Annotated in this window: 20 protein-coding genes and 1 pseudogene; 11 read left to right on the top strand and 10 right to left on the bottom strand. The window is 65.8% G+C overall.

Annotated features, from left to right (window positions below):
* Nucleotides 1-565: thiamine pyrophosphate-dependent enzyme (locus AC628_RS37890; RefSeq protein WP_245321530.1), on the top strand; the 565-nt coding region annotated here is incomplete at its 5' end.
* 200 nt (nt 566-765) lie between these two features.
* On the opposite strand, the gene AC628_RS37885 is transcribed toward AC628_RS37890, so the two are convergent.
* A complete protein-coding gene (locus AC628_RS37885) occupies nt 766-2,310 on the bottom strand; it encodes a 4-hydroxyphenylacetate 3-hydroxylase family protein (RefSeq protein WP_074131744.1) in 1,545 nt (514 codons plus the stop codon).
* Between the two features lie 91 nt (nt 2,311-2,401).
* Between AC628_RS37885 and AC628_RS37880 the strand changes: the two genes are divergently transcribed.
* The gene (locus tag AC628_RS37880) at nt 2,402-3,016 is read left to right on the top strand and encodes a TetR family transcriptional regulator (protein ID WP_245321529.1); all 615 of its coding nucleotides are present in this window, start codon (nt 2,402-2,404) and stop codon (nt 3,014-3,016) included.
* A gap of 304 nt (nt 3,017-3,320) precedes the next feature.
* On the opposite strand, the gene AC628_RS37875 is transcribed toward AC628_RS37880, so the two are convergent.
* On the bottom strand, nt 3,321-4,115 hold the full coding sequence (locus tag AC628_RS37875; RefSeq protein WP_074131748.1) for an SDR family oxidoreductase: 795 nt from the start codon (nt 4,113-4,115) through the stop codon (nt 3,321-3,323).
* 143 nt (nt 4,116-4,258) lie between these two features.
* Nucleotides 4,259-4,954 carry a PAQR family membrane homeostasis protein TrhA gene (gene trhA / locus AC628_RS37870; RefSeq protein ID WP_074131742.1) on the bottom strand — a complete coding sequence of 232 codons (696 nt, stop codon included), beginning with the start codon at nt 4,952-4,954 and terminating at the stop codon, nt 4,259-4,261.
* A gap of 185 nt (nt 4,955-5,139) precedes the next feature.
* Between trhA and AC628_RS37865 the strand changes: the two genes are divergently transcribed.
* Together AC628_RS37865 and AC628_RS37860 are read left to right on the top strand one after the other, a co-directional pair.
* Nucleotides 5,140-6,603, top strand: a complete 1,464-nt coding sequence (locus AC628_RS37865; RefSeq protein ID WP_074131741.1) for a YcjX family GTP-binding protein — start codon at nt 5,140-5,142, stop codon at nt 6,601-6,603.
* On the top strand, nt 6,600-7,631 hold the full coding sequence (locus AC628_RS37860) for a YcjF family protein (protein WP_074131740.1): 1,032 nt from the start codon (nt 6,600-6,602) through the stop codon (nt 7,629-7,631). The genes AC628_RS37865 and AC628_RS37860 overlap by 4 nt, the downstream gene beginning before the upstream one ends.
* A 266-nt stretch (nt 7,632-7,897) precedes the next feature.
* Here the strand turns inward: AC628_RS37860 and AC628_RS37855 are convergent, their stop codons facing one another.
* On the bottom strand, nt 7,898-9,415 hold the full coding sequence (locus tag AC628_RS37855; RefSeq protein WP_074131747.1) for a glycosyltransferase family 39 protein: 1,518 nt from the start codon (nt 9,413-9,415) through the stop codon (nt 7,898-7,900).
* A gap of 208 nt (nt 9,416-9,623) precedes the next feature.
* Between AC628_RS37855 and AC628_RS37850 the strand changes: the two genes are divergently transcribed.
* From AC628_RS37850 to AC628_RS37830, 5 genes are all read left to right on the top strand, one after another.
* The gene (locus AC628_RS37850) at nt 9,624-11,369 is read left to right on the top strand and encodes an adenylate/guanylate cyclase domain-containing protein (protein WP_502689823.1); all 1,746 of its coding nucleotides are present in this window, start codon (nt 9,624-9,626) and stop codon (nt 11,367-11,369) included.
* Between the two features lie 162 nt (nt 11,370-11,531).
* Nucleotides 11,532-11,759, top strand: coding sequence for a hypothetical protein (locus AC628_RS37845; RefSeq protein ID WP_021079752.1), 228 nt, complete (start codon nt 11,532-11,534; stop codon nt 11,757-11,759).
* 210 nt (nt 11,760-11,969) lie between these two features.
* Nucleotides 11,970-13,169, top strand: a complete 1,200-nt coding sequence (gene sorA, locus AC628_RS37840; RefSeq protein ID WP_074131745.1) for a SorA family sulfite dehydrogenase catalytic subunit — start codon at nt 11,970-11,972, stop codon at nt 13,167-13,169.
* 11 nt (nt 13,170-13,180) lie between these two features.
* On the top strand, nt 13,181-13,492 hold the full coding sequence (sorB, locus tag AC628_RS37835) for a SorB family sulfite dehydrogenase c-type cytochrome subunit (RefSeq protein ID WP_050423777.1): 312 nt from the start codon (nt 13,181-13,183) through the stop codon (nt 13,490-13,492).
* 281 nt (nt 13,493-13,773) lie between these two features.
* Nucleotides 13,774-13,974, top strand: coding sequence for a cold-shock protein (locus AC628_RS37830; protein WP_021079749.1), 201 nt, complete (start codon nt 13,774-13,776; stop codon nt 13,972-13,974).
* 199 nt (nt 13,975-14,173) lie between these two features.
* Here AC628_RS37830 and AC628_RS37825 read toward each other — a convergent pair whose 3' ends face one another.
* From AC628_RS37825 to AC628_RS37815, 3 genes are all read right to left on the bottom strand, one after another.
* Complete coding sequence (locus AC628_RS37825) at nt 14,174-16,252, bottom strand: tetratricopeptide repeat protein (RefSeq protein WP_074131739.1); 2,079 nt, start codon at nt 16,250-16,252, stop codon at nt 14,174-14,176.
* A gap of 187 nt (nt 16,253-16,439) precedes the next feature.
* Nucleotides 16,440-17,090: a hypothetical protein gene (locus tag AC628_RS37820; protein ID WP_074131738.1), complete on the bottom strand. Its 651-nt coding sequence runs from the start codon at nt 17,088-17,090 to the stop codon at nt 16,440-16,442.
* Between the two features lie 79 nt (nt 17,091-17,169).
* The gene (locus AC628_RS37815) at nt 17,170-17,634 is read right to left on the bottom strand and encodes an Lrp/AsnC ligand binding domain-containing protein (RefSeq protein ID WP_050423774.1); all 465 of its coding nucleotides are present in this window, start codon (nt 17,632-17,634) and stop codon (nt 17,170-17,172) included.
* A gap of 126 nt (nt 17,635-17,760) precedes the next feature.
* On the opposite strand from AC628_RS37815, the gene putA reads away from it, so the two are divergent.
* Nucleotides 17,761-20,766 (top strand): bifunctional proline dehydrogenase/L-glutamate gamma-semialdehyde dehydrogenase PutA, encoded by a 3,006-nt coding sequence (gene putA / locus AC628_RS37810; RefSeq protein WP_074131737.1) that lies wholly within the window; start codon nt 17,761-17,763, stop codon nt 20,764-20,766.
* A gap of 212 nt (nt 20,767-20,978) precedes the next feature.
* Nucleotides 20,979-22,184 (top strand): CaiB/BaiF CoA transferase family protein, encoded by a 1,206-nt coding sequence (locus AC628_RS37805; protein ID WP_074131736.1) that lies wholly within the window; start codon nt 20,979-20,981, stop codon nt 22,182-22,184.
* A 151-nt stretch (nt 22,185-22,335) separates the two neighbouring features.
* Here AC628_RS37805 and AC628_RS44510 read toward each other — a convergent pair whose 3' ends face one another.
* The 3 genes and pseudogenes from AC628_RS44510 to AC628_RS37795 all read right to left on the bottom strand — a co-directional run.
* Nucleotides 22,336-22,500, bottom strand: a complete 165-nt coding sequence (locus AC628_RS44510) for a hypothetical protein (RefSeq protein WP_021079743.1) — start codon at nt 22,498-22,500, stop codon at nt 22,336-22,338.
* Nucleotides 22,501-22,591: 91 nt separating this feature from the next.
* Nucleotides 22,592-24,139, bottom strand: a complete 1,548-nt coding sequence (locus AC628_RS37800; protein ID WP_074131735.1) for a hypothetical protein — start codon at nt 24,137-24,139, stop codon at nt 22,592-22,594.
* Between the two features lie 90 nt (nt 24,140-24,229).
* A pseudogene (locus AC628_RS37795) lies at nt 24,230-24,446 on the bottom strand (hypothetical protein); the annotation flags it as partial.

The raw sequence follows: 24,446 nt of genomic DNA, 5'->3' as shown, positions 1-24,446 counted from the left end.
GGCCGGCGACCCGATCCCCGCCGAATACGCGCTGCATGCGCTGTCGGCCGCGATGGGACCGCATGATGCGCTGGTCGAGGAAGTGCCGTCGCATCGCCCGCTGATGCAGAAGGCGATGCCGATGCGCGGCCAGGACAGTTTCTACACCATGGCGAGCGGCGGCCTCGGCTACAGCCTGCCGGCCGCGGTCGGCATGGCGCTCGGCCGCAGCACCGGGCGCACGGTCTGCCTGATCGGCGACGGCTCGGCGATGTATTCGATCCAGGCGCTATGGACCGCCGCGCAGCGCAAGCTGCCGCTGACGGTCGTCGTGATGAACAATTCCGGCTATGGCGCGATGCGCTCGTTCAGCCAGGTGATGCAGGTGCGCAACGTGCCGGGCCTCGATTTGCCCGGCATCGATTTCGTCAAGCTCGCCGAGGGCATGGGCTGCGACGCCGTGCGGGTGACGAAATCGACCGAGCTTCCCGGCGCCTACCAGCGCGCTTTGTCGCATCAGGGCGCCAGCCTGATCGAGGTGATGGTCGATTCCGCGGTGCCGCTGCTCTACACGCAGAAGGGGTGAGCAGGGATCTCGCCACGTCATTGCGAGCGAAGCGAAGCAATCCATCTTCCGGCAAGCCGAGACGTGGATTGCTTCGTCGCTATCGCTCCTCGCAATGACGGCTGGATATCGTCACAGTCCGTAGGATGGGTGGAGCGAAGCGATACCCATCGTTCTCACCGCGGATACGGTTTGATGGGTTTCGCTGCGCTCTACCCATCCTACGAAAGTGCGTGTTGTTGCTCCAACCCCGCCGCTGACGGCTCCGGCACCTCGCAGCCGGTGGCGCAGCAGCGGCCGGGCTGCTTCGACACCCGCTGTCCCTCATCGACAAGGCCGCGGCCGAGCAAATTCTCGACCAACTCGGCCTTCTCCATGACCGGATAATTGCGCCAGATCTCGCGCTTCATCGCCTCCGGCGAGCCGCCGCCGTGCAGCGAGATCACCGAATACCAGCCGGCTTCATGCGAGACCGTGAGATCCTCGATCAGCCGCGCCACCTCGGCGCGCTGCTCGGCCGGAATGTCCGGACGTCCGCCCATCACGGCGGCGAGCGAGGCGCGCGTCTCCGGATTGTGGTCCTCGTCGGGACCCGGCAACGCCACGATCAGGCCGCCGGAGACGTAATGCGCGACGCGGTGCATGTCGTAGATCTTGGTCGCCAGCAGCAGCTTGCCGATGTTCGAGAATACCGCATCCGGCATCACCGAGCCCGCCGGGTCCTTGGTGCAATAGACCGAGGACGCGACACCGCAGGCATAGAAACTCTCGGTGATGGTGATGAGCTCGACCATCGCCTCGCGGATATGGGCGTGCTTCTCGGCATCGAGCCCGTTGGCTTCGATCATCAAGGCGCCGGCGCCGATCAGGAGATCGCCGAAGCCGGCGCGCGCGCCGATGCAGGAGTGGCGGTGATGCGTGGCGTAGGACGTGGTGAGGAAGCCGCCCTCCTCGGTCTCGCCGGCGAGGAAGACGCGGTCATGCGGCACGAACACATCGTCGAAGATCACGACGCCGACCGACTGGCCGTACTTCGCCGAGAACTTTGCGCTGGCATCGCCGGGCAGGCCGGCCGGGCGCGCAACGATGGTCACGCCGGGCGCATCGATCGGCACCGCGCAACACACCGCGAAATCCTTGTCGTCGGGCACATGGGTGCGGCAGGGCATGACCAGGAATTCGTGCATGTAGGGCGCGCCGGTCACGATCGCCTTGGTGCCGCGGATCACGATGCCGTCGGGTCGGCGCTCCTTGATGTGGACGTAGACGTCGGGATTGGCCTGCAAGCCCGGTCGCTTGGAGCGATCGCCCTTGGCGTCGGTCATGGCGACACCGAGCGTCAGGTCCTGGTCCTGCACCTCGTGCAGATAATTGAGGAAGCGCTGGCTGTAGTCGGTGCCGTGGCGATCGTCGGTCAGCTTCGTCGCCTGGTAGAGCCCGTTCAGCGCGTCATGGGTGAGATAGCGCTGCGCGCAGCCTGACGTCCGGCACACCAGCCGCACCGCTTCGAGCTTGTAGAGCAGATCCTGCGAGCTCTCATTGATGTGGAGCATGCGGTTGACGGTCTTGCCGGAGGTCGCCTGCCGCGCGGTCATGATCGGCGCGTGCTCGGCGAAGTGCGCGAAATCGTAGGTCACGCCGACACCCGCCACGCCCGGCGCCAGCAGCGGCTCGTCCGCGACGCTCGCCACGGCCTCGCCGTTAACGAATACCCGCGGCTTGTAACGGCGCAGGGATTCCCGGTAGTCCGCAGCCGTCATCAGCATGGCGCTTCTCCCTTGCTCAGTTATTTAAATGCTGTTAAATTATCTAACGCTGTTAGAACTGAGTCAAGAACGGATTCGGACCGATATGCAGATGCGCGAGAGCAGGAAGGAAGCGGTCAGCCGCCACAAGCGGGAGCTGATCCTCGATGCGGCGCGCAACGTGTTCGCCGAAGAAGGTCTCGAGGGCGCGAGCCTGCGGGCGATCGCGACGCGGGCCGGCTACACCCCGGCGGCGCTGTATTTCCACTTCGAGTCCAAGGAAGCGATCTATGCCGAGGTGCTGCGGCAATCGCTGGCCTCGCTCGGCGAAGCCGTCAGTGCGGCCGTCGCGACGACCCGAAGCGCCAGGCAGAGACTGCACGCCGCCGGCATGGCCTTCTTCCGCTATTACGCGAACCATCCGCGCGACCTTGATCTCGGCTTCTATTTGTTCCGCGGCGGCATGAAGCCGGCCGGACTAGGCCACGATCGCGACCACGAGCTCAACACCGCATTGGAGGCAGCATTGCATCCGATTGCGGAAGCATCCGAGGCGCTCGGCGCATCCAGGCAGAAAGCGAATACGGTCATGGTGGACTGCTTCGCCCACGCGACTGGCCTCTTGCTATTGCTGCACACCGGTCGCATCCGAATGTTCGGCGCGTCCGCGCCCGATTTGATGGACGCCTATCTGCGCGAGAAGATCGCGCAAATCGGCAAGGGATGAGACCGAGAGATGAAGCTCCGCATGCACAAGTGAGGAGGCCATCGGCGGTTGGGCTCCCTCCCCCCTTGCGGGGGAGGGTTGGGGAGAGAGGTACCACACGGGTGGTCTCTCAATGTGCTCGAACGACACGCGAGCGAAATTGCGATAGCGACACCTCGATCAATGATCTCGCCCGGGGCCACCCCTCTCCCCACCCTCCCCCGCAAGGGGGGAGGGAGCCTGACGAGCGTGCTCACCTCACTCGCGTGGCTAGCGACAGCTGGCTTCGTTCTTCGCGATGACGTTGAGCGACACGCCCCGCGAGTCACTTCCCATAGCTCTCCCGCATCTTGGCCTGGATCTTGGCCATGCCGCCGATCCAGCGGTCGTAGTTCTCGGTCTTCTTGCGCATATAGCCGAGCACCTGCGGGTGCGGCAGGATCAGGAAGGTCTCCTGCTCGATGCCCTTGAGCGCGTCCTGGGCGACCTGCTCCGCGGTAAGATCGCCGTCGCCGGATTGCGGGCCCTTGGGGATCGAGCGCAGCATGTTGGTGTCGACGCCCTGCGGGCAGAGGATCGAGACCTTGATGTTGTCGGCGCGGTGCGAGATCGCGAGGTTTTCGGCAAAGCCGACCGCGGCGTGCTTGGTGGTCGAGTAGGCGGGACTGCCGACCTGCGACAACAGGCCCGCGGCCGAGATCGTGTTGAGGAAATAGCCCTCGCCGCGCGCCTTCATGCGCGGCACCAGATGCCGCGCGGCATAGACATGCGCCATGACATGGATCGCCCAGCTCCGCGACCATGGCTCGTCCGAGGTGCCGCCGGCATTCTTCGACAGCGGATCGAAGCCGCCGCCGATGCCGGCATTGGAGCAGAACAGCGCGATCGGGCCGAACATGCGCTCGGTCTCCTCGATCACATGCAGGACGTTCTTCTCCTGCCCGACATCGCATTTGAAGGCGGCACCGCCTACCGAGGCCGCGACCTTTTCGGCCGCCGCATGGTCGAGGTCGACGACCACGACCTTGGACGCGCCCGCGGCGTGGAACGCCTCGCACAGCGCCTTGCCGATGCCATTGCCACCGCCGGTGACCACCACCACTTTCCCTGCCACCTGCATGGCCATCCTCCCGATATCTTGATTTCAGGGCATGACCCGGAAGCCGGTCTCATGCTCAAACGAAGAACGACCATGATAGCGCATCTTTTGCCGATACATGATCTTTTCGAGAGCCGGCCACGCGCGTAGCGCCAGCCGTCCGCTCAGCTCGCCAGCACGACGTCGAACACCGCCGTATAGTGGCAGGCGGCCCCGAGCAGCACGAAGCCGTGCCAGATCGCATTCTGGAAGCGCAGCCGCCGCCACGAGTGGAAGATCACCCCGAGGCTGTAGAGAATGCCGCCCGCCAGCACGAAGCCGAGCGCCATCGTGGGCAGCGCCTTGACGACGCGGTCGTAGAGCATGATGCCGCTCCAGCCCATCGCGAGGTAAAGCCCGACCGAGAGCCGATCGAAGCGGCCGGGATAACGCAGCTTCAGCCAGATGCCGACGATCGCCACGCACCACACGCCGACAAGCAGCGCGATCGCAAAATAGCTGTCCTTCAGCTCCACGATGAACGGCGTGTAGGTCGCGGCGATCAACAGATAGATCGCGGAATGATCGAAGCGCCGCAGCACCCATTTGGCGCGCGACACCGGCCAGAGATTATAGGTTGCCGACAGCGTCAGCATCCCGAGCAGGCCTGCGACATAGACCGACACCACGGCAACGTCGAACGGGCCGGCATAGACCGCGGTCAGCACGATCAGCGCGGTGGCGGCAATCAGCCCGAAAGCGACGCCGACGAGATGAACGACGCCGTCGGCGATCAGCTCGGCGCGGTCGTAGTTCCACAGCGCGGCGCCGGCCGCGTGGATCGAGGTCGAGGCAAGTTGCTTCAGGCGAAAGACCGTCATGCAGGCTTTCCTGTGGACCGATGAATATGGGTAGCGCGGGTGATGTGATGCGTTCAATTCCTTCACCATCCCTCGCCTGCAAAGGCGCCGGAAATGTGAAGCTTGATTTTGGCCCGATAATCGCCACCTTGCGGGTGATCGCCCGCCTTTTTGGTCCCTCCTGCCGGGTTTGTCGTTAACCCTCCATGCCCCCCAGTTTCTCTGATATCGTCGAGGAAGCGCGTCTCTCGGCGCGGGCGCTGCTCGACTATGGCGAGGGCTTCTTCAACCCGACGGTGCGGCTCGGCGTCACCGGCCTGTCGCGCGCCGGGAAGACCGTGTTCATCACCGCGCTGGTGCATGGGCTGACGCGCGGTGGCCGCTTCCCGGTGTTTGAGGCCTATGCCTCGGGACGGATCGCGCGCGCGTATCTCGCCCCGCAGCCCGACGATGCGGTGCCGCGCTTCGCCTATGAGAACCATGTCCGGACATTGGTCGAGGAGCGGACCTGGCCGAGCTCGACCACCGACATCTCCGAGCTTCGCCTTGTGATCGAGTATCAGCGGCAAAATGGCGCGGACCGCACGCTGACCCTCGACATCGTCGACTATCCCGGCGAGTGGCTGCTCGACCTGCCGCTGCTGAGCAAGAGCTACGAGCAATGGTCGGCGGAGAGCCTTGCATTGTCGCGCGAGCCGCTGCGCGCAAAGCTCGCAGCGCCCTGGCACGCCCATCTCGCAACGCTGAAGCCCGAGGCCAAGGAGGACGAGCAGGCCGCGCTCACCGAGGCACGGCTGTTCACCGACTATCTGCGCGCCTGCCGCGACGAGCGCTTCGCGATGAGCCTGCTGCCGCCCGGTCGCTTCCTGATGCCGGGCAACCTCGCCGATACGCCGGCGCTGACCTTCGCGCCGCTCGACGTGCCCGTGGACGGCAGCGCGCCGGATCACTCGCTATGGGCGATGATGTGGCGGCGATACGAGGCCTACAAGGACGTCGTGGTGCGGCCGTTCTTCCGCGACCATTTCGCGCGGCTCGATCGCCAGATCGTGCTGGCCGATGCGCTCGCCGCATTCAATGCCGGTCCCGAAGCCTTGCACGACCTCGAGGCGGCGCTCGCCGGCATCCTCGACTGCTTCCGGATCGGCCGCAGCACGATCCTGAGCGCGCTGTTCAGGCCGCGCATCGACCGCATCCTGTTCGCGGCGACCAAGGCCGACCATCTGCATCACCAGAGCCATGACCGGCTCGAAGCCGTGCTGCGGCGGATCGTGGCGAGGGCCGCCGAGCGCGCCGAATATGCCGGCGCCGGGATCGACGTGGTGGCGCTCGCCGCGGTGCGCGCCACGCGCGAAGCGCAGGTTCAGCGCGGCCGGGACAAGCTGCCGTCGATCCTCGGCACGCCGGCACCGGGCGAAGTCGCCAATGGCGAGACGCTGGATGGCAAGACGGAGGTCGCGACCTTTCCGGGCGACCTGCCCGACAATCCCGAGGAGCTGTTCAACAGCGGATTCCGCGGCCTCTCGAGCTCAGGCGCCGAGGCCGCCGATTATCGTTTCCTGCGCTTCCGCCCGCCGAAGCTGGAACGAGGCGGCGATGCGGAGCCGGCGCTGCCTCACATCCGCCTTGACCGCGTCCTCCAGTTCCTGATCGGAGACAAACTGCAATGAACGAGAAGACGCCTCCGCGGCGGCCGGCGACGTTCAAGCTCAACGATCCCGGCGTGGTCGTGATGGATCCGAACGAGGCCGGCCGCCTCATGCGCGGCACGATCCAGATCGTGCCCGAGGCCGAGCCCGCACAGCTGCCGGTGCCGCTCGATACGCCGCTGCTGCCGGCGCGCCGCGGCTTCCGCTGGGGCACGCTGTTCTGGAGCGCGGTCGCGGGCCTCGTGGTGCTCGGCACCGGGCTTGGCGTCTTCAATTTGGTCGAGGATCTGTTCGCGCGCAACGAAGGCCTCGGCTTCCTCGGGCTCGCGCTCGCGGTCGTCGCCGCGGTGGCGCTCGCGGTCGTCACCATGCGCGAGCTCGTTGGCCTCACGCGGCTTGCCACCATCGAGAAGCTGCATCTGCGCGCCGCCGAGGTGCTGATCAGCGACGACCGGGCCGCGAGCCGGGCTGTCGTCGCCGACCTGCTCAAGCTCGCGCACCGGACCCCGCAGCTCGCCCGCGCCCGCAGCGCGCTGCAGAGCCACACCGATGATATCATCGACGGCGCCGACATGATCCGTCTCGCCGAGCGCGAACTGATGACGCCGCTCGACGAGGAGGCGCGGCGGCTGGTGTCTTCGGCCGCGCAGCGCGTCTCCGTCGTCACCGCGGTCAGCCCGCGCGCGCTGTTCGACGTGCTGTTCGTATTCGTGGCGTCATTGCGGATGATCCGGCAGCTGGCGCGGCTCTATGGCGGCCGGCCCGGCGCGCTCGGCATGATCCGCCTGCTGCGCCATGTTATCGCGCATCTGGCGATCACCGGCGGCATGGCCGCGAGCGACAGCCTGATCCAGCAGATGCTCGGCCACGGCATCGCGGCAAAACTCTCACAACGCCTCGGCGAAGGCATGCTCAACGGCCTGTTGACCGCCCGCCTCGGCCTCGCCGCGATCGACGTCACCCGCCCGCTTCCCTTCAACGCCCTGCCGCGCCCGGCGCTGACCGATCTGGCAAAAGACCTGATCCGCAAGCGCGACGAGGAGGAATAACGGCGCAGGGTCGGCAAAGACACGTTTGCGCCGTGCCCACAATCTACGTCGTGCTCGCGACAAACACAGCTGTCGTCCCTGCCTAGTGCGCAATTGCGCACGGGAGCAGGGACCCATACGCCGCAGCGGATGTTGTGAACGGAGCTCGCCGTTACGGCAACGCAAGATAACCAGTATCGGTGGTTATGGGTCCCTGCTTTCGCAGGGACGACATCGAGTGTGTTACGCGAGTGAGGGAGCCACCAGCGGACGCCGGAAACTCCCCCTCATCCCGACCTTCTCCCCGCACGCGGGGAGAAGGAGAAGGCCAGCACGCGCCAGCGGAAGAAGGTGGTGTCCGGCGGCGGCGACAAATCGGGGGTCCAGCCTGAGATCTTCTCCAGCGCATAGGTGTCCATCACCATGCCGCGCCAGCTCCGCGTCACGCGCTCCAGCGGCTGACGCACTGCTGATGTTTCGTCCCACAGCGGCAGATTGTTCTCCGGCTCGCGTCCGACATAGATGCCGACGTGATCGCGGATCTTGCTGATGCCGGGATCGGCGAAGCCCTGGAAGCGGCCGCGCTCATTGATCTCGATGACAGGCACCCGCCCGCGCAGCATCCAGCGCAGCATCGCATAGGTGCGGTAGTCCGTGGTCGCGACCCAGGTCGCGCCGGTCGCCTCGACCTGCGCGAGCGTGCGCGCCGCCACCACGTCGTAGCCTGCCTCGGTGCCGATCGGATCGGTGCGGCCGATCAGATTCCATGGCGCGAACATGTAATAGAGGAAGACGCAGACGACGAACACGATGCCGGTGGAAATCGCCGTCCGTGCCCAATACACCGTCGATTTGACGAGCCCAACCGACCAGCCCTCGAACGGCATCCGCGTCACGTTGATGGCAACGGCTGCAAAGCCCGCCGGCCACAGGAACATCGGCCAGGTGTCACCGACCCGCAAGGTCAGCGACTTCCAGAGAAAGTAGACGAACGGCACCAGCACCGCGGTCGCCAGCAGGATCGCGACCGGCTGGCGCCTGAGATAGCCGCGCCATGCCGTCAGCCCCGTTGCGAACAGCGTCACCGGCAGCAGCACGAAGCCGACCAGGCCGAACTGCATGCCGACGAATTCGCCGAGGGTACGGAAGGTGAGATCGCGCTCGACGGTGGCGCGCACCGCCTGGAAACGGAACGAGGCCCAGTCGTGCTCGGCATTCCAGATCAGTACCGGCGAGAACACGACGATCGCGATCAACGCGGCAAGGTACGGATAGGGGCTGCGCAGCCAGCGCCAGCGCCAGTCCGGCACCAGCGTGAAGGCGAGCACCGCCGGCGCGAACATGATCGCGGTGAACTTCGACAACAGCGACAGCCCGGCGAACAGCCCGGCGGCGAGCCACCAGCGCCCGTCATGGCTTTGCGCGAGCCGCACCAGCGACCACAGCATCGCCACCGAAAACGGGATCAGCGCCGTGTCCGGCGCGACCTTGGCCATTAACAACCCGTAATAAAGCGCCGCTTCCGGCAGCAGCAGCGCCAGCATCACGGCGCGGACATTGCCTGATGTCACGCGGCGGACGATGTCGGCGAGCAGGAGCTGGGTGGCCAGCATCGCCACGATGCCACTGATCCGGACGCCGAGATTGGTATCGCCGAGAACAGCCGTACCAAAGCGGATGAACCAGGCGACCATCGGGGGATGGTCGAGAAAGGACAGCACGTTTTCCTTCGACCAGGTCCAGTAATAGGCCTCGTCGGTGCGCAGGTCGAGCGCATGGGCATAGACCAGCCGCATCGCGGTCATGGCAACGATCACGGCGATGACGCCGCGCCAATCCGGCGCACGCGAACGGGCCGGTTTAACACCGATGTTATTGGAAGGGGCTATCGTCACGGCGCGCTTTTTGTTCGACTCTTAACGGAGTGTCAACGTTCCGCCCGGCCCGCCATCCCGGCGCGGCCGGACCCCTGGTGGTGTTCAGTGCGGGAATTAAACATTAGACTTGCTGATCATGAATCACATGGCCTCCCCCTCGCGCGAGCACCTGCAGGACCTGGCCCGCGGCATCGGCCAGCGGCAGGTCCGCCTGGTCACGGGGGCGATCATGTTCGCCTACCTGATCAGCCATTTCCTGAACCATGCGCTCGGCAATATCTCGACCGAGGCAATGGCGATCGGGGTGCATTACCACACCAAGTTCTGGCAGTTCCTGCCGGTCGCCATCGTGTTCTACTCCGCCTGCCTGGTGCACGCCGCACTCGGCATCTGGGCGCTGTTTGAGCGGCGCGAGTTCCACTGGAAGGCGATCGAGCCGCTGCAGCTCACCCTCGGCCTCAGCGTCCCGATGCTGATCGTCGCACATGTCGTCGGCGTCCGGCTCGGCCTGACCCTATACGGGCACGAGAAGCTTTATCCGCAGGAGCTCTACACGTTCTTCATCGCAGCGCCGAACCGGCTGTGGACGATGCTGGCGGTGCTGGTGATCGCCTGGGTACATGGCTGTATCGGCCTGTATTTCTGGTTGCGGATGCGTCCGTTCTTCAAGCGCGCAGCGCCCTTCCTGCTCGCGACAGCCGTGCTGATCCCGACGCTGGCGATGCTCGGCATCTACCAGGCCGGCCGCGCCACGATCGCCGACTACCAGGATGCCGACTGGCGGCGCGAGGAGTTGTCGGTGCAGAAGTTCGGCACGGCGGCGCAAGGGGCCATGCTCGAGAAGATCACCGATGACCTGACGATCGGCTATCTCGGCCTGCTCGGCCTCGTGCTGCTGGCGCGCGGGGCGCGGACCCTGCTGGAACGCCGCGGCGGCATGATCGCGCTGTCCTATGGCAACGGCCGCACGCTGCGGGTGCCGAAGGGACTGAGCGTGCTGGAAGCGAGCCTGCGCTACAACGTGCCGCATGCCAGCGTCTGCGGCGGCCGCGCGCGCTGCTCGACCTGCCGCATCCGCATCATCGGCGATCACGCCGCGCTGCCCGAGCCCTCGCCGCGCGAGGCCTTCGTGCTGCACCGGGTCGGCACCGACGATCCGTCGATCCGGCTGGCCTGCCAGTTGCGACCGACCGGCGACCTGACCTTCTTCCAGCTGTTCCTGCCGAGCACGACGTCGGCGAACGCGCATGCCGGCAATCCGACGCGCGTCGGCCAGGAGCGTTATCTGGTCAGCATGTTCGTCGACATGCGCGGCTCGACGCAGCTTGCCGAGAAGCGGCTGCCGTTCGACACCGTGTTCATCGTCAACCGCTTCCTGGGCGCGGTGTCGCAAGCGGTGCTGGAAGCCGGCGGGCGGCCCAACCAGTTCATCGGCGACGGCATGCTGGCGCTGTTCGGGCTTTCGACCGACCGGCACGAGGCCTGCCGCCAGGCGCTGCGCGCCGCGGCATTGATCGCAGCCAATATCGACGAGCTGAACCAGTTTCTCAGCCACGATTTGCGCGAGCCGATCCGCTTCGGCATCGGCATCCATGGCGGCGAGGTGATCGTCGGTGATATCGGCTATCGCGACCACATGGTGTTTACGGCGCTCGGCGACGCCGTCAACGTCGCGGCGCGGCTGCAGGACATGACGAAGGCGCTGGCCTGCGAGGCCGTCATTTCCGACGAGGTGCGCGTCACCGCGGGCCTTGCCGTCGATGCCCTGCCGGCACAGGAGGTCGCGATCCGCGGCCGCAACGAGCCGATGACCGTGCGCACCGTCGAGGCGACGCGGGTGCTGTCCGCGCTGGTCGACGACCGGCGTGCGGTCGCCGCCTGACCGGTTCATCCCCCCCTCACCGAGTGTGACCTGCCGCACATCCAGCGGATGCGTTCAGCGGAGATGCTCGAACGCGTCCCGTGCCGGATGCGACTGACTGGCGATGGGTAACACTGAAACCGCGCCGCGACAGAGCTCAACGCGCATCTGAAGGAGACGACCATGCTTCGCAAAGTCACGCTTGCTCTCGCTACTGCCGCAACCCTCGGCGCCGCCGCGCTGGCGCCGACCTCGGCGTCCGCCAAGCCGTTCTTCTGGCATCCGTACCACCATCACTTCTGGGGTGGCCCGGGCATCTCCGTCGGCTTCGTCGACTCCGGCTGCTACGTCACCCGCCTGGTGATGACGCCCTACGGCTATCGCTATCGCACCGTGAACGTCTGCTACTGATCGAACCTTACCGCGGAATCGAAATGCCCCGGTCGCCTGATGCGGCCGGGGCTTTTCGTTGTTGCGACGCACCGCGGCGAAAGCTCAATTGACTTGGGGTTGTCAGGTGCGACATTTGTCGCCGCGCGCATTCCATGATGCGAAGGCGCGCAAGGCAATCTGAGCCTGGTGATGACCAGCTCGGGACAGAACAGCTTCGGAGGAAGCGGAATGCTCGATCGACGAGACTTGATGAAGTGCGCCGGGTTGGCGGCTTTGGTGACGGGGCTGGGATCAAGGGGCGCGTTCGCCCTCGACACCGTGACACTGCCCTTCGACAACGGCGAACGGCCGCTGGTGCGCTACCCGCAGAAGCGCCCAATGATCGGCCTGACCAGCCGGCCGCCGCAGCTCGAAACCCCGTTTGCGATCTTCAACGACGGCCCGCTGACGCCGAACAACGCGTTCTTCGTCCGCTATCACCTCGCCGGCATCCCCTACGACCTCGATCCGGACAAGTTCACGCTCGAGATCAAGGGCAAGGTCGACAAGCCGCTGAAGCTGTCGCTGAAGGACATCCGCAAGCTGAAGGCGACCGAGCTCGTCGCCGTCAACCAGTGCTCCGGCAACAGCCGCGGCTTCTTCAATCCGCGCGTCGCCGGTGGCCAGCTCGCCAACGGCGCGATGGGCTGCGCGCGCTGGCACGGCGTGCCGCTGAAGACCGTGCTCGACATGGCCGGCGTTCAGGCCGGCGCCAAGCAGGTCACCTTCAACGGCATGGACGGCCCGGTGATGGAGACGACGCCCGACTTCGTCAAGGCGCTCGACATCGACCATGCGCGCGACGGCGAGGTGATGCTGGCCTGGGGCATGAACGGCGAGGACCTGCCGTTCCTCAACGGCTTCCCGCTCCGCCTCGTGGTGCCGGGCTATTACGGCACCTATTGGGTCAAGCACCTCAACGAGATCACCGTGATCGACAGCGTGTTCGACGGCTTCTGGATGAAGTCCGCCTACCGGATTCCGGACACGCCGAACAATGCGGTCGAGCCCGGCACCGCACCGAAGGCGACGATCCCGATCAACCGCTTCACGGTGCGCTCGTTCATCACCAGCGTTGCCGACGGCGCCAAGCTCAAGGCCGGCCGCACCACGCTGCGCGGCATCGCCTTCGACGGCGGCAAGGGCATCAAGGAGGTCGTGGTCTCAACCGACGGCGGCAAGAGCTGGACCCAGGCCAAGCTCGGCAAGGATCTCGGCAAATACGCGTTCCGCGAATGGAAGCTGAAGGTCGCGCTTCCCGCCGGCCCTTCGGAGCTGAAGGTGCGTGCCACCAACAATGCCGGCGACACCCAGCCGATGGACCCGTTGTGGAATCCGGCGGGCTATCTGCGCAACGTCGTCGAAACCGTGCGCGTCACCGCGGCGTGAGGAGAAGCATCATGACCAGCAAGCTGCTTGCCTCCCTCGCCGCGATCGCGGCACTCTCGATCGGCGCCGCGATCGCCGCGCCCGTCAACTACACGCTTCCCGAGGAGACTGCGGCATTCAAGCCGGGCCCCAACCTCGACGTGGTGCAGAATAATTGCTCCGGCTGCCACTCGGCGGACTACATCAAGACCCAGCCGCAGGGCGAGAAGTTCAAGAAGGATTTCTGGCAGGCCGAGGTGACCAAGATGATCAAGGTCTACGGCGCGCCGATCGACCAGGCCGACGTCGGCAAGATCGTCGAGTATCTCTCCGCGACCTATTGAGACGGGGCCGATCAATCCCCGCGCGCCCGCCACAAGGCCGCGCGGGGGGCCATTGATCCAATTCGGGTCGGCGGAAGCCGGTCTTTTGCACTGCATCAATTGACCACGAAACAGGCAATCCGGCGCCAAAACCCTGCAAAGCGGGTTGTTTCCGGGCAAAAACACACCGTGGTTTGATCTACCCAGCTTTTTTCAAACTGCTATCCTGTGCGGCACGGACAAGCCGGCTTGTGCGGGGACCGGCAGGTCTGTTTTCGATTGATTCCGCGGAGACGACTGGAATGCCCAAAGGTACAGTGAAGTGGTTCAACCCGACCAAGGGTTATGGATTCATCCAGCCCGCAACGGGCGGCAAGGACATTTTCGTGCATATTTCAGCAGTTCAGAAGGCTGGTCTTCAAAGCCTCAACGAAGGCCAGTCGGTTGAATACGAAGAGATCGCGAATCGCGGCAAGACGTCAGCCGAGAACCTCAAGGTCTAGCGCTCCGCGCGAGATCCAGCGGCGCACTCTCGGACACCATCCGGGAGTGAGGGCCGATCCAACATCACATGCGTGACGTTCGGCGGAGCGGGCACGATGCCCGCGCGCCACGGTATTGTACTTTTTTCCGGCCGCCTTCGATCGCGTGCCGACGCTTATCCTTTGCGCCGGGACGACGCGCGGCTGCTGCGTTGGCGCGTCACAGACAGGTGCCGCCGCCCTGCCCGGTGCCGCACGGCACCCGCTTCGACAATTCCTCGATCTTGCGCTTCGACTCCGCTTGCGCCAGCACGTCGAACACGCTCGACGGTGCGAGCTGCGTCGCCTTGCGGAAGTCCTCGGTCGCCTTGTCGGTGTGATTGAGCGCCTCATGCGCCTTGGCGCGGGCGAACAGCCCCTCCACCGTCTCCTTCTGCGCAATCGCCCGGTCGAGATCTTCGACCGCCTTGTCGTAGTTGCGCAGCGCCGACCAGGTGATGCCGCGCAACGTCAGCGCCGGCAGATAATCGGGCCGCGCAGCGAGGACGAAGTTGAGATCCTTCATCGCGTCGTCCGGCTTCTTGAGCCCAAGGTAGGCCCGCGCGCGCAGCACATGCGGAAACGCGTCGTTGGGTGTCTTCGTGACGATCTGATCGAGCGCGGCGATGGCGCGATCGAACTGCGAAGACGTCAGCATTGCGAGCCCGCGGCCGAGCTGGGCCGTGGGATTGTTGGGGCTTCGCTCCAGCACGCCGTTGATATCGACCAGCCCTTCATCGGTACGGCCCTTGAGCATCAGCGCCAAGCCGCGCCACGATTTGGCGATCGGATTGGTCGGCACCAGCGCCAGCGCCTGATCGAAATCCAGCAGCGCCTTGTCTAGCTGGTTGAGTCCGACATAGACGACCCCGCGTTCGGTGTAGGCCAACGCCTCCTTGGCATTGAGCGAGATCGAATGGTCGTAGTCGGCGAGCGCGTCCTGCACCTTGCCGGTGCCGGCCTTGACGAGGCCGCGCGCCAGGTAAGCCAGCGAACTGTTCGGATCGAGCGTGATGGCGCGGCCGGCATCAGTCATGGCCTCGTCGAACTGCCGCATGCCGGCGGCATTGAGCGCGCGGAAGGCCAGCAGTTGCGGATCGTTCGGCTTGAGCTTGAGCAGCTCGGTGAGATCGTTGCGCGCCTCCGCCATCCGGCCGAGCCGTGAATAGGCCAGCGCGCGCAGCCGCAGCGCAGCCTCGTTGCGGGGATCGCCGCTCAGCACCTGGGTGAGATTGGCGACGGCACCCGCATAGTTGCCCTGCACGACGAACTGCCTGGCCTGCTCGACCTGCTGGTTACCCGCGGCCGGCGCCGGCCCGGATGGCCGCGCGGCCGTTGCGCCTGGAGCCGGCGTCGCCGGCGATTGCGGGGCCGCGCCGGCCTTGGCCAGCTCGGCCTGCATCGCGAGCGCCTGCTGGCGCTGCTGCTGGATCTCCTTGTTGTCGGGAAGAAACGTCAACAGCCGGTCGAAGTCGCCGATGGCCCTGACGTAGTCGCCCTTGGCGCTGTAGAGCTGGGCACGGGCGAAATAGGCGTTGCGTTCGGTCTGCGGCGCCTGCGCGATCGCACGCGAGAAATCCTCGATCGCGTGATCGATGTCGCCCTTGCGACGATAAGCCTGGCCGCGCCAATAGAACGCGTTCGGCGTGCTTGCATTGACGGCGATCGCGGTATTGGCGTCGGCCAGCGCCGCATCGGGCTGGCCGGATTCGACATAGGCCCGCGCGCGTCCGACATGGGCGGCGGGAAGATCCTGCCGCAGCGTGATCGCCTCGCCGTAATCGGAGATCGCATCGGTCCAGGCGTGCTGGTCGGCGCGCAGATTGCCGCGCGCCAGGAAGCCGAACGGATTCTTCGGCTCGAGCTCGATCGCGTGATCGAAATCGGCGCGCGCCTGATCGAGGCTGCCTTTGCGCTGCCGAAGATAGCCGCGCGCGATCAGCGCGGGCACGAATTGCGGGTTCAGCTGCAATGCCGCATCGGTATCGCTCGACGCCTGATCGATCTTGTTGCGAGCGATGTAGAACCGCGAGCGGCCGGTAAACGCCTTGGTCCGATCCTCCGTGGAGCGTGCGGCATCATCGATGATGCCCGAACACGCAGCCTCGGCCCTTTCCGTCGGTGGGCCGCCGCAGTCCTCGACATCACCCGCGCGGGCCGGGTCGGCGAGCGCAGGCCACAACAACAGCGCAAGCGCGGGCAATAATGAGAAGCGAACACCGCTGATCGCGGCATCGATGCAGGTCGAACGTGAACGCATGTCGTAGCCTCGGGTTGACCGAATGCTGCCCGTCTTAATGCGTCAGTTGGTTCTTATGGTGATGCGGCGCGGAACGTTGATTCGAACCCTTCGAGTTCGGTTCCAGCGTCAATGACGCGGATCGCCTTCCCTACAATGAATGCGGATGGAACACCACGGAACGCGCGCGGCAGAAACGATCAGCCGTTCAATCTTCCGTCACCCACTGCGCAACGGTCATGACATCGGGCGGTTGCAGATAGCCGCGTGGCCAGAGATCGACGGCCCATTCCACCTTGGTGGCGCGTTCGAGCAGAACGGCGGTGTTGTGCGGCGTCTGCCCCAGCGAAAATCCACGGTAGTGCGGATTCCCGACGTCGTGGAACTTGAACAGGTTCCACGTCTGCATCACCAGCATCAGGCTGGTCGTGTTGCGGGTGGTGTCCCAACAGTCGTAATTGTGCTGGTCGTCGTTGGCGCGGAAGTCTGCTTTCGCGACGCGCTTGTTGGTGCCGAGGATCGGGCCCATCCGGCGGTCGAACCAGATCACGGCCTTTTGCACGGCCGCGCGTTCGGCGGCGGCATTGGCACGGCCGGTGGCCATGATCCGGGTCAGGGCGGCTCTGTCGGCCGCGCTGAAGTCGAGCATCTCGCGGCGCCGGCAGACGAAGCCGTAGCAGACCGTCATCGTCGACGCCGACGGCGGATAGATCGACACCGATGTGTAGAGCTGCATGATGCCGGAGCTGAGCTCGGCCGCAGGGGCCGGCGTCGTCGCGAACAGGGACAAGATCGCTGCGCACAACGCGCCGGCAGCCCCGGTTCGCTTCGCACGTATCGGCTTCTTGGCATTATCCATGTCGCGGCCCCCATTCGGGGGAGAATTATCGCGGGTGCGCCGCGATGCCAAGACATCCGGCGCATGGCTGTGGATCAGATCAGCCGACCGGCAGCGGCGCATCGCGCTTGACTTCCTCCATCACCGCGTAGGTTCGCGTCTCGCGCACGCCCGGCAGCGCCAGCAGCGTTTCGCCGAGAAACCGGCGATAGGCGGTCATGTTGGCGACGCGCGCCTTGACCAGATAGTCGAAGCCGCCGGCCACCATGTGACACTCCAGCACCTCAGGCGCGGTCTGCACCGCCTTGGCGAAGCGCTCGAACACATCGGGCGTGGTCTTGTCGAGCAGCACCTCGACGAACACCAAGAGGCCAAGGCCGAGCCGGTGCGGATTGAGCCGCGCGCCATAGCCCTCGACGAAGCCGTCGCGCTGCAGCCGCTTCAGCCGTTCGCCGACCGAGGTCGGCGACAGGCCGATCCGCTCAGCCAGCTCCACATTGGCAATCCGGCCATCCCCTTGCAGGATCGAGAGGATTTTGCGGTCTGTCTTGTCAATCTCTGTCATATTTGCGGCCAAAGTTGAAACACTCCAGATTTTCTAAGGCAAATCTGCTAATTTGTCTATCGAACTACGGTCCACGGGCGCGTAGGTGTTCCCGTGCAACCCCCAGGAACTGCCCGAGGAACCGCTATGCCAGACCCGCTCCCGTCCCCGTTCAGCGCGCCCTACGCCCCCGATGACACGGCGATCGCCGGCCGCCTGCGCCAGGACGCCAGGCTGGGCGCGGACCAGGAGGCCAGGGTCGACCGCACCGCGACGCGCCTGATCGAGGCGATCAGGGCCAATGATGATCCGCTCGGCGGGGTCGAGGACATGCTGCGGGAGTTCGCGCTGTCGACCAAGGAAGGGTTGGCGCTGATGGTGCTGGCGGAGGCGCTGCTCCGGGTGCCCGACGCGCGCACCGCCGACCAGTTCATCGAGGACAAGCTCGGCCAGGGCGACTTCGTCAATCACGAGACCAAATCCAGCGCGTTCCTGGTCAACGCCTCCGCCTGGGCGCTCGGCATGTCTGCGCGCGTGATCCAGCCCGGTGAAACACCGCAGGGAACGATAGGCCGGCTGACCAAGCGGCTCGGCGCGCCGGCGGTGCGCGCCGCGACGCGGCAGGCGATGCGGCTGATGGGCAGCCATTTCGTGCTCGGCGAGACCATCGAGGCGGCGCTGACGCGTGCGCAAGCGCACACCGCGCGCGGCTCGCGCTATTCGTTCGACATGCTCGGCGAGGGCGCGCGCACCGCCGACGATGCAAGCCGCTATTTCGAATCCTACGCCCGCGCGATCGAGGCGATCGGCAAGGCGGCCGGCGATCAGCCCCTGCCCGACCGGCCCGGCATCTCGGTCAAGCTCTCCGCGCTGCATCCGCGGTTCGAGGCGGTCAGCCACGCACGGGTGATGAGCGAGCTGGTGCCGCAACTGATCGATCTGGCGCGCCGCGCCAAGGCCTACGACCTCAACTTCACCGTCGATGCCGAGGAGGCCGACCGACTGGAGCTGTCGCTCGACGTCATCGCCGCCGCGTTCGCCGACCCGTCGCTCGCCGGCTGGAGCGGCTTTGGCCTCGCCATCCAGGCCTATCAGAAGCGCGCCACCGACGTGATCGACTATGTCGATGCGCTGACGCGCGCCCTCGACCGCAAGATGATGGTGCGCCTCGTCAAGGGCGCCTATTGGGACACCGAGATCAAGCGCGCGCAGGAACGCGGGCTCGACGGCTATCCGGTGTTCACGCGCAAGGCGATGACCGATTTGAACTACGTCGCCTGCGCGCGAAAGCTGCTGGCGCTGCGGCCGCGGCTGTTTCCGCAATTCGCGACCCACAACGCGCTGACGGTCGCGACCATCCTCGAACTCGCGGACGATGCCGCGAGCTTCGAATTCCAGCGGCTGCACGGCATGGGCGAAGCGCTCTACGCCCAGCTCGGCCAGGATCGCCCTGACATCGCCCACCGCACCTATGCGCCCGTCGGCAGCCACCGCGACCTGCTCGCCTATCTGGTGCGGCGCTTGCTCGAGAACGGTGCGAACTCGTCGTTCGTGGCGCTGGCAGCGGACAATCGCGTCTCCATCGTGGACCTGTTGCGCCGCCCGGCCGACACCATCAGTGCCGACAACAATGCGGCGCATTCCGGGATTCCGCTGCCGACCGATCTTTATCGGCCACAGCGCGAGAATTCGCACGGCATCGAATTCGGTGAACGAAAAGCGCTCGACGCGCTGACATCGGCGATTGCGGCCGAGCGCAATGCTGCACCCAACACGGTCGCTACGTCGACAATCGAGCAGGCGAATGCCGCCGTCGCGGCTGCGCGCGGCGGCTTCAAGGCCTGGAACGCGACGCCGGCCACACAACGCGCCGCTATGCTGGACAAGGCTGCCGATCTGCTCGAGCAGCGCCGCGCCCACTTCCTCGCCCTGCTGCAGAACGAAGGCGGCAAGACACTCGACGACGCGCTCTCCGAGGTGCGCGAGGCGATCGACTTCTGCCACTACTATGCGGCGCTCGGCCGGACGCTGTTCGGGCAAGGCGAGACGATGCCTGGGCCGACCGGCGAGAGCAACGTATTGGAGCTGCGCGGCCGCGGCGCGTTCGTCGCGATCTCGCCGTGGAATTTCCCGCTCGCGATCTTCCTCGGCCAGGTCACGGCGGCGCTGATGGCCGGCAATGCGGTGATCGCAAAGCCGGCCGAGCAGACCCCGCGCATCGCGGCCGAGGCCGTCGCCCTGCTGCATGAGGCGGGCGTACCGAGATCGGCGCTGCATCTGGTCCGGGGCGACGGTGCTATCGGCGCCGCGCTGGTCGGCCATCCCGCCATTGCCGGCGTGGTCTTCACCGGCTCGACCGAGGTGGCGCGCTCGATCAACCGGACACTCGCCGCCAAGGACGGTCCGATCGTGCCGCTGATCGCCGAGACCGGCGGCATCAATGCGATGATCGTCGACGCCACCGCGCTGCCCGAGCAGGTCGCCGACGACGTCGTCACCTCGGCGTTCCGCTCCGCCGGCCAGCGCTGCTCGGCGCTGCGGCTGCTGTTCGTGCAAGACGACGTCGCCGACCGCATGATCGAGATGATCGCGGGCGCCGCGCGCGAATTGAAGATCGGCGATCCCTCGCAACCGTCGACGCATATCGGACCGGTGATCGATGCGGAGGCCAAGCAGCGGCTCGACGCGCATATCGCGCGGATGAAAAAGGAGGCGCGGGTGCATCTCGCCGGCGAGGCGCCGGCCGGTACGTTCGTCGCGCCGCATATCTTCGAGCTGTCGTCGGCAAGCCAGCTAACCGAAGAGGTGTTCGGTCCGATCCTCCATGTCGTGCGCTATCGCGCCGAGCGGCTCGGCGACGTGCTGGCTGCGATCGAGGCGTCCGGCTTCGGACTGACGCTCGGCGTCCATTCCCGCGTCGACGATACGATCGAACATGTGATCGAGCGCCTTCAGGTCGGCAACATCTATGTCAACCGCAACATGATCGGCGCGGTCGTCGGCGTGCAGCCGTTCGGCGGCAGCGGCCTCTCCGGCACCGGCCCCAAGGCCGGCGGCCCGCATTACCTTGCGCGCTTCGCCACCGAGCAGACGATCACGATCAACACCGCCGCCGCGGGCGGCAATGCCGCGCTGATGGCAGGGGTGGAGTAGTCGGACGCGTCATTGCGAGGAGCGAAGCGACGAAGCAATCCATCTATCCCCGAGATGAGGTATGGATTGCTTCGCTCCGCTCGCAATGACGGTCAACAACCCGTTGCATCATCACCCCGAGATGGGTCAAATGGCCGCTCAACGGGATCATCGCACACGATAATTCCAGCTACCGGAAAAACACCAACAAGCGCCACGGGAGCGACGGCACGATGGAAAAAGGCATTTTTGACGGGCTCAAGGTCCTGGACTGCGCGAGCTTCATCGCGGCGCCCGCGGCCGCCACCGTGCTGTCCGACTTCGGCGCCGACGTCATCAAGATCGAGCCGCCGGGCGCCGGCGATCCCTACCGCAACCTGCCCAATTTGCCAGGCTATCCCGCAAGCGAGCACAATTTCGCGTGGATGCTGGAGGCCCGCAACAAGAAGAGCCTCGCACTCGACCTCACCAAATCAGAGGCACGCGAGGTGCTCTACAAGCTGGTCACTGAAGCCGACGTGTTCATCACCAACATGCCGCCGCAGGTGCGCCAGAAGCTCGGCATCACCCACGATCATCTCGCCCATCTCAACGACCGGCTGATCTACGCCTCGTTCACCGGCTACGGCGAGAAAGGCGAAGAGGCCAACAAGCCCGGCTTCGATTCCAACGCCTATTGGGCCCGCTCCGGCCTGATGGATCTGGTGCGCGCCGACGAGGACACCGCGCCGGCCCGTTCGGTCGCCGGCATGGGCGACCATCCCTGCGCGATGGCGTTCTACGGCGCGATCGTCACCGCGCTGTTCCAGCGTGAGAAGACCGGCAAGGGCTCGCACGTCTCGACCAATCTGATGGCCAACGGCGTCTGGGCCAACGGCGTACTGGCGCAGGCCAAGCTCGCCGGCGCCAAGTTCAAGAAGCGCAAGCCGCGCGAAGAGGCGCTCAACGCCGTCACCAACCACTACAAGTGCAGGGATGGCCGCTGGCTGATCCTGTCGCTGCTCAACGAAGACCGGCAGTGGCCGACCTTGGCGCGCTGCATGGGTCGCGAGGATCTCGTCGCCGATGCGCGCTTTGCTACCAAGGCGGACCGCCATGCGCGCTCGGTCGAGCTGATCAAGATCTTCGACGAGGTGTTCGCCGGCAAGGATCTCGCCGAATGGCGCAAGATCCTCGACGGCAACGGCCTCGTGTTCGGCGTCGTCGGCATCCTCGACGACATTCCGAACGACAAGCAGATGATCGAGAACGAGGTGCTGGTGCGCTTCGAGAACGACACCATGCTGACCGTCAACAGCCCGATCTTCATCGACGGCGCCAAGAAGGTGCAGCCGCGCAAGCCGCCCGAGGTCGGGGAGCATTCCGACGAGATCCTGCGCCAGGCCGGCTACGACGAGGCCACGATCCAGAAGCTGCGCGCGTCGGGCGCAGTGGCGTAGCGAACCGACCACCGCTGCGAGTAGCCCGGATGGAGCGAAGCGAAATCCGGGACAGATCTCGCAACGGGTTGCGATCCCGGATTGCGCTGCGCTCCATCCGGGCTACGAGGCTCATGCGAACCGGTATCCACTTCGCTCGAAAACGCTTTGGCTATCGCTTCATCCAGGCCCAGACGATGGCCACCACGATGATGCCGATGATGACCGCGAGCCCGATCGCCCAGCTGCTGACGCGGACGGCGCTGACCGCCTGACGCTCGGCCTCGTTGGCCGCGATCTCGCGGTTGCGCTGCTTGTTGTCCTCGGAAGCACTCATCGGGCCGGTCTCCGGTCAGAGCTGTCAGGTCCAGGCAAGCTCGACTGTAGCATCAAATAATGACGCGGAGCCGCTCCGGTTCCGGCTGAAATTAGCGGCCCTTCACGAAGCACATGCCCATGCGGGAGGTTTTCCCGGCAACCTGGCATGCGAGCCCCTCGGCACAGGTCCAGCCGCGGAAGCTGCGGTCGGTCTCGGCCGGCTTGGCACCCGGCAGATAGCAGTGCGCGCCCCAGCCGTCGCTGTATTCGGTGCCGGCGAGCTCCGCGCCGGCGCGCTGCTGCGGCCGGTTGGAGAAGCCGCGCGAAAAGTCCGGCGCCTTGCCGTCGCGAAAGCTCGCGAGGATATCGCGGCGGCGAGGCTGGTCGCCGAAGAAATGCGGCGAGGCCGGCACCACGGTGGAGTTCGACGGCTTTGCCGCCATCCAGTCGACGCCGGGGAAATGGAAGCCGCCGATGCCGCGGGTCTGGTGGCAGCCCGCGCAGGTGACGTCGTTGAGGCGCCGCTCGAAGCCGGCCAGCGACTGGATGTTCTGCAGCTTCGTTCCGTCGGCGGCGGCCGTCTGCAACGCCCCGACGACGTCGCCCTCCGAGAACACCGCATTGCCGGCTCCGCCCTCGCCCTGCACCATCCCGAACTCGGGCTGCAGATCGCTGATGTCAAAACCGATTGGGGTCGGCGCGACGGCACCGGTCGCCAGGAAACGATCGGGGACCAGCAAGGTGCCGCGATCGAGCTCGGCAAAATGTTGGGGATCGAGCAGCCAGGCCTTGAAGTCGCGCTTCAATCCCTCGTCGGCCAGGATGCGGTCGCGATCAATCTGGTTCTCCAGCGGCGCCTCGGCAAAGCGTTTTGCCGCGCTGTCATAGTCGAACACCTTCAGCAGATAGTCGGTGCGGAAGTCGCGCACCACGGATTTCGGCGCGTGGGCGATCTGCAGATTGGTCTCGATGCGATCGATATTCCGCGCGTCGATCAAATCGAGCGGCCCGTCCTTGCCGGACAGTTTCTCCATCGTCGGCGGCGCGCTGGCGGTCGCGAGCCAGCGGCGCGCGATTTCGCGGCAGCTGAGCGACGCGTCATTGCCGCCGCCCTTCGCCTTCAGCACCAGGTTCAGCGTCATCGGCAGCCGCTGTGACACCGCGTTCTCGCCGATCGGCGGCACATCGGTGCGGGTCAGCCGGTAGATCAGCCGGATCTCGCCGCAATCTTTCGGCGCCACATAGGCGCGGTCCATGCGGTTGACGATGCCGGCCAGCACGAAGCGAACATCGGGGGATTCGAACAGCGCACGGTCGAACAGCTGGAATGCAAAGCCGTCACCGACCCCGATGCCCTCGTTCGGCAAGCTCGCTTTGTGCTTCGCGACATAGCGATCGAATTCGCGATCGAGCGCCTCGCGCACCGGCACCATCGCAGGCAACCCGAACAGATCGCGGTTGGACAGCGGCGTATCGGCGGAGCGTTCCGGCGCGAGCATCCGGCCGAGGCCAAAGCGGCTTTGATCGAGCTCGCGCAGAACGGCGGGATCGATCATCGCCGCGCCGCGCTCGAGCGCGCGATCCTCGGCGGCACCTGCAGGCACGGCGCCGCCAAGCAGAACGGATATCAGCAGGAGGCATTTCAGCACACGGCTCATGCCCCACTAACACCGCGCGGCAAACGCTATTCAAGAAAAAAGGCGCTTCACATCGCGGTGAAGCGCCTTGGTATCGTCGTCTTTCCGCAATCAACGCGAGACGATCAGACCCTTGCTGGTGACGACCACCCAACGGCCGTCCTGCTTGCGGATGGCGTCGACGCGGCCAAGGCCCGGCACGGGATCGCCGGCATAGACCTCATAGATGCCGCCGCGGCCCTCGATCAGTGCGCCGCCATTGCCGACGTCGCGCAGCGCCCAGCCATCGACCACCGGCAGGCGGCCGACCTCGGGCCTCGGGGCGGCA

Origin of the sequence: Bradyrhizobium sp. NAS96.2 (genome assembly GCF_001908235.1) — a bacterium.
Taxonomy (GTDB): domain Bacteria; phylum Pseudomonadota; class Alphaproteobacteria; order Rhizobiales; family Xanthobacteraceae; genus Bradyrhizobium.
Note: the sequence above shows the minus strand (reverse complement) of the source record. Positions and strands in the feature narration are given on the sequence as shown.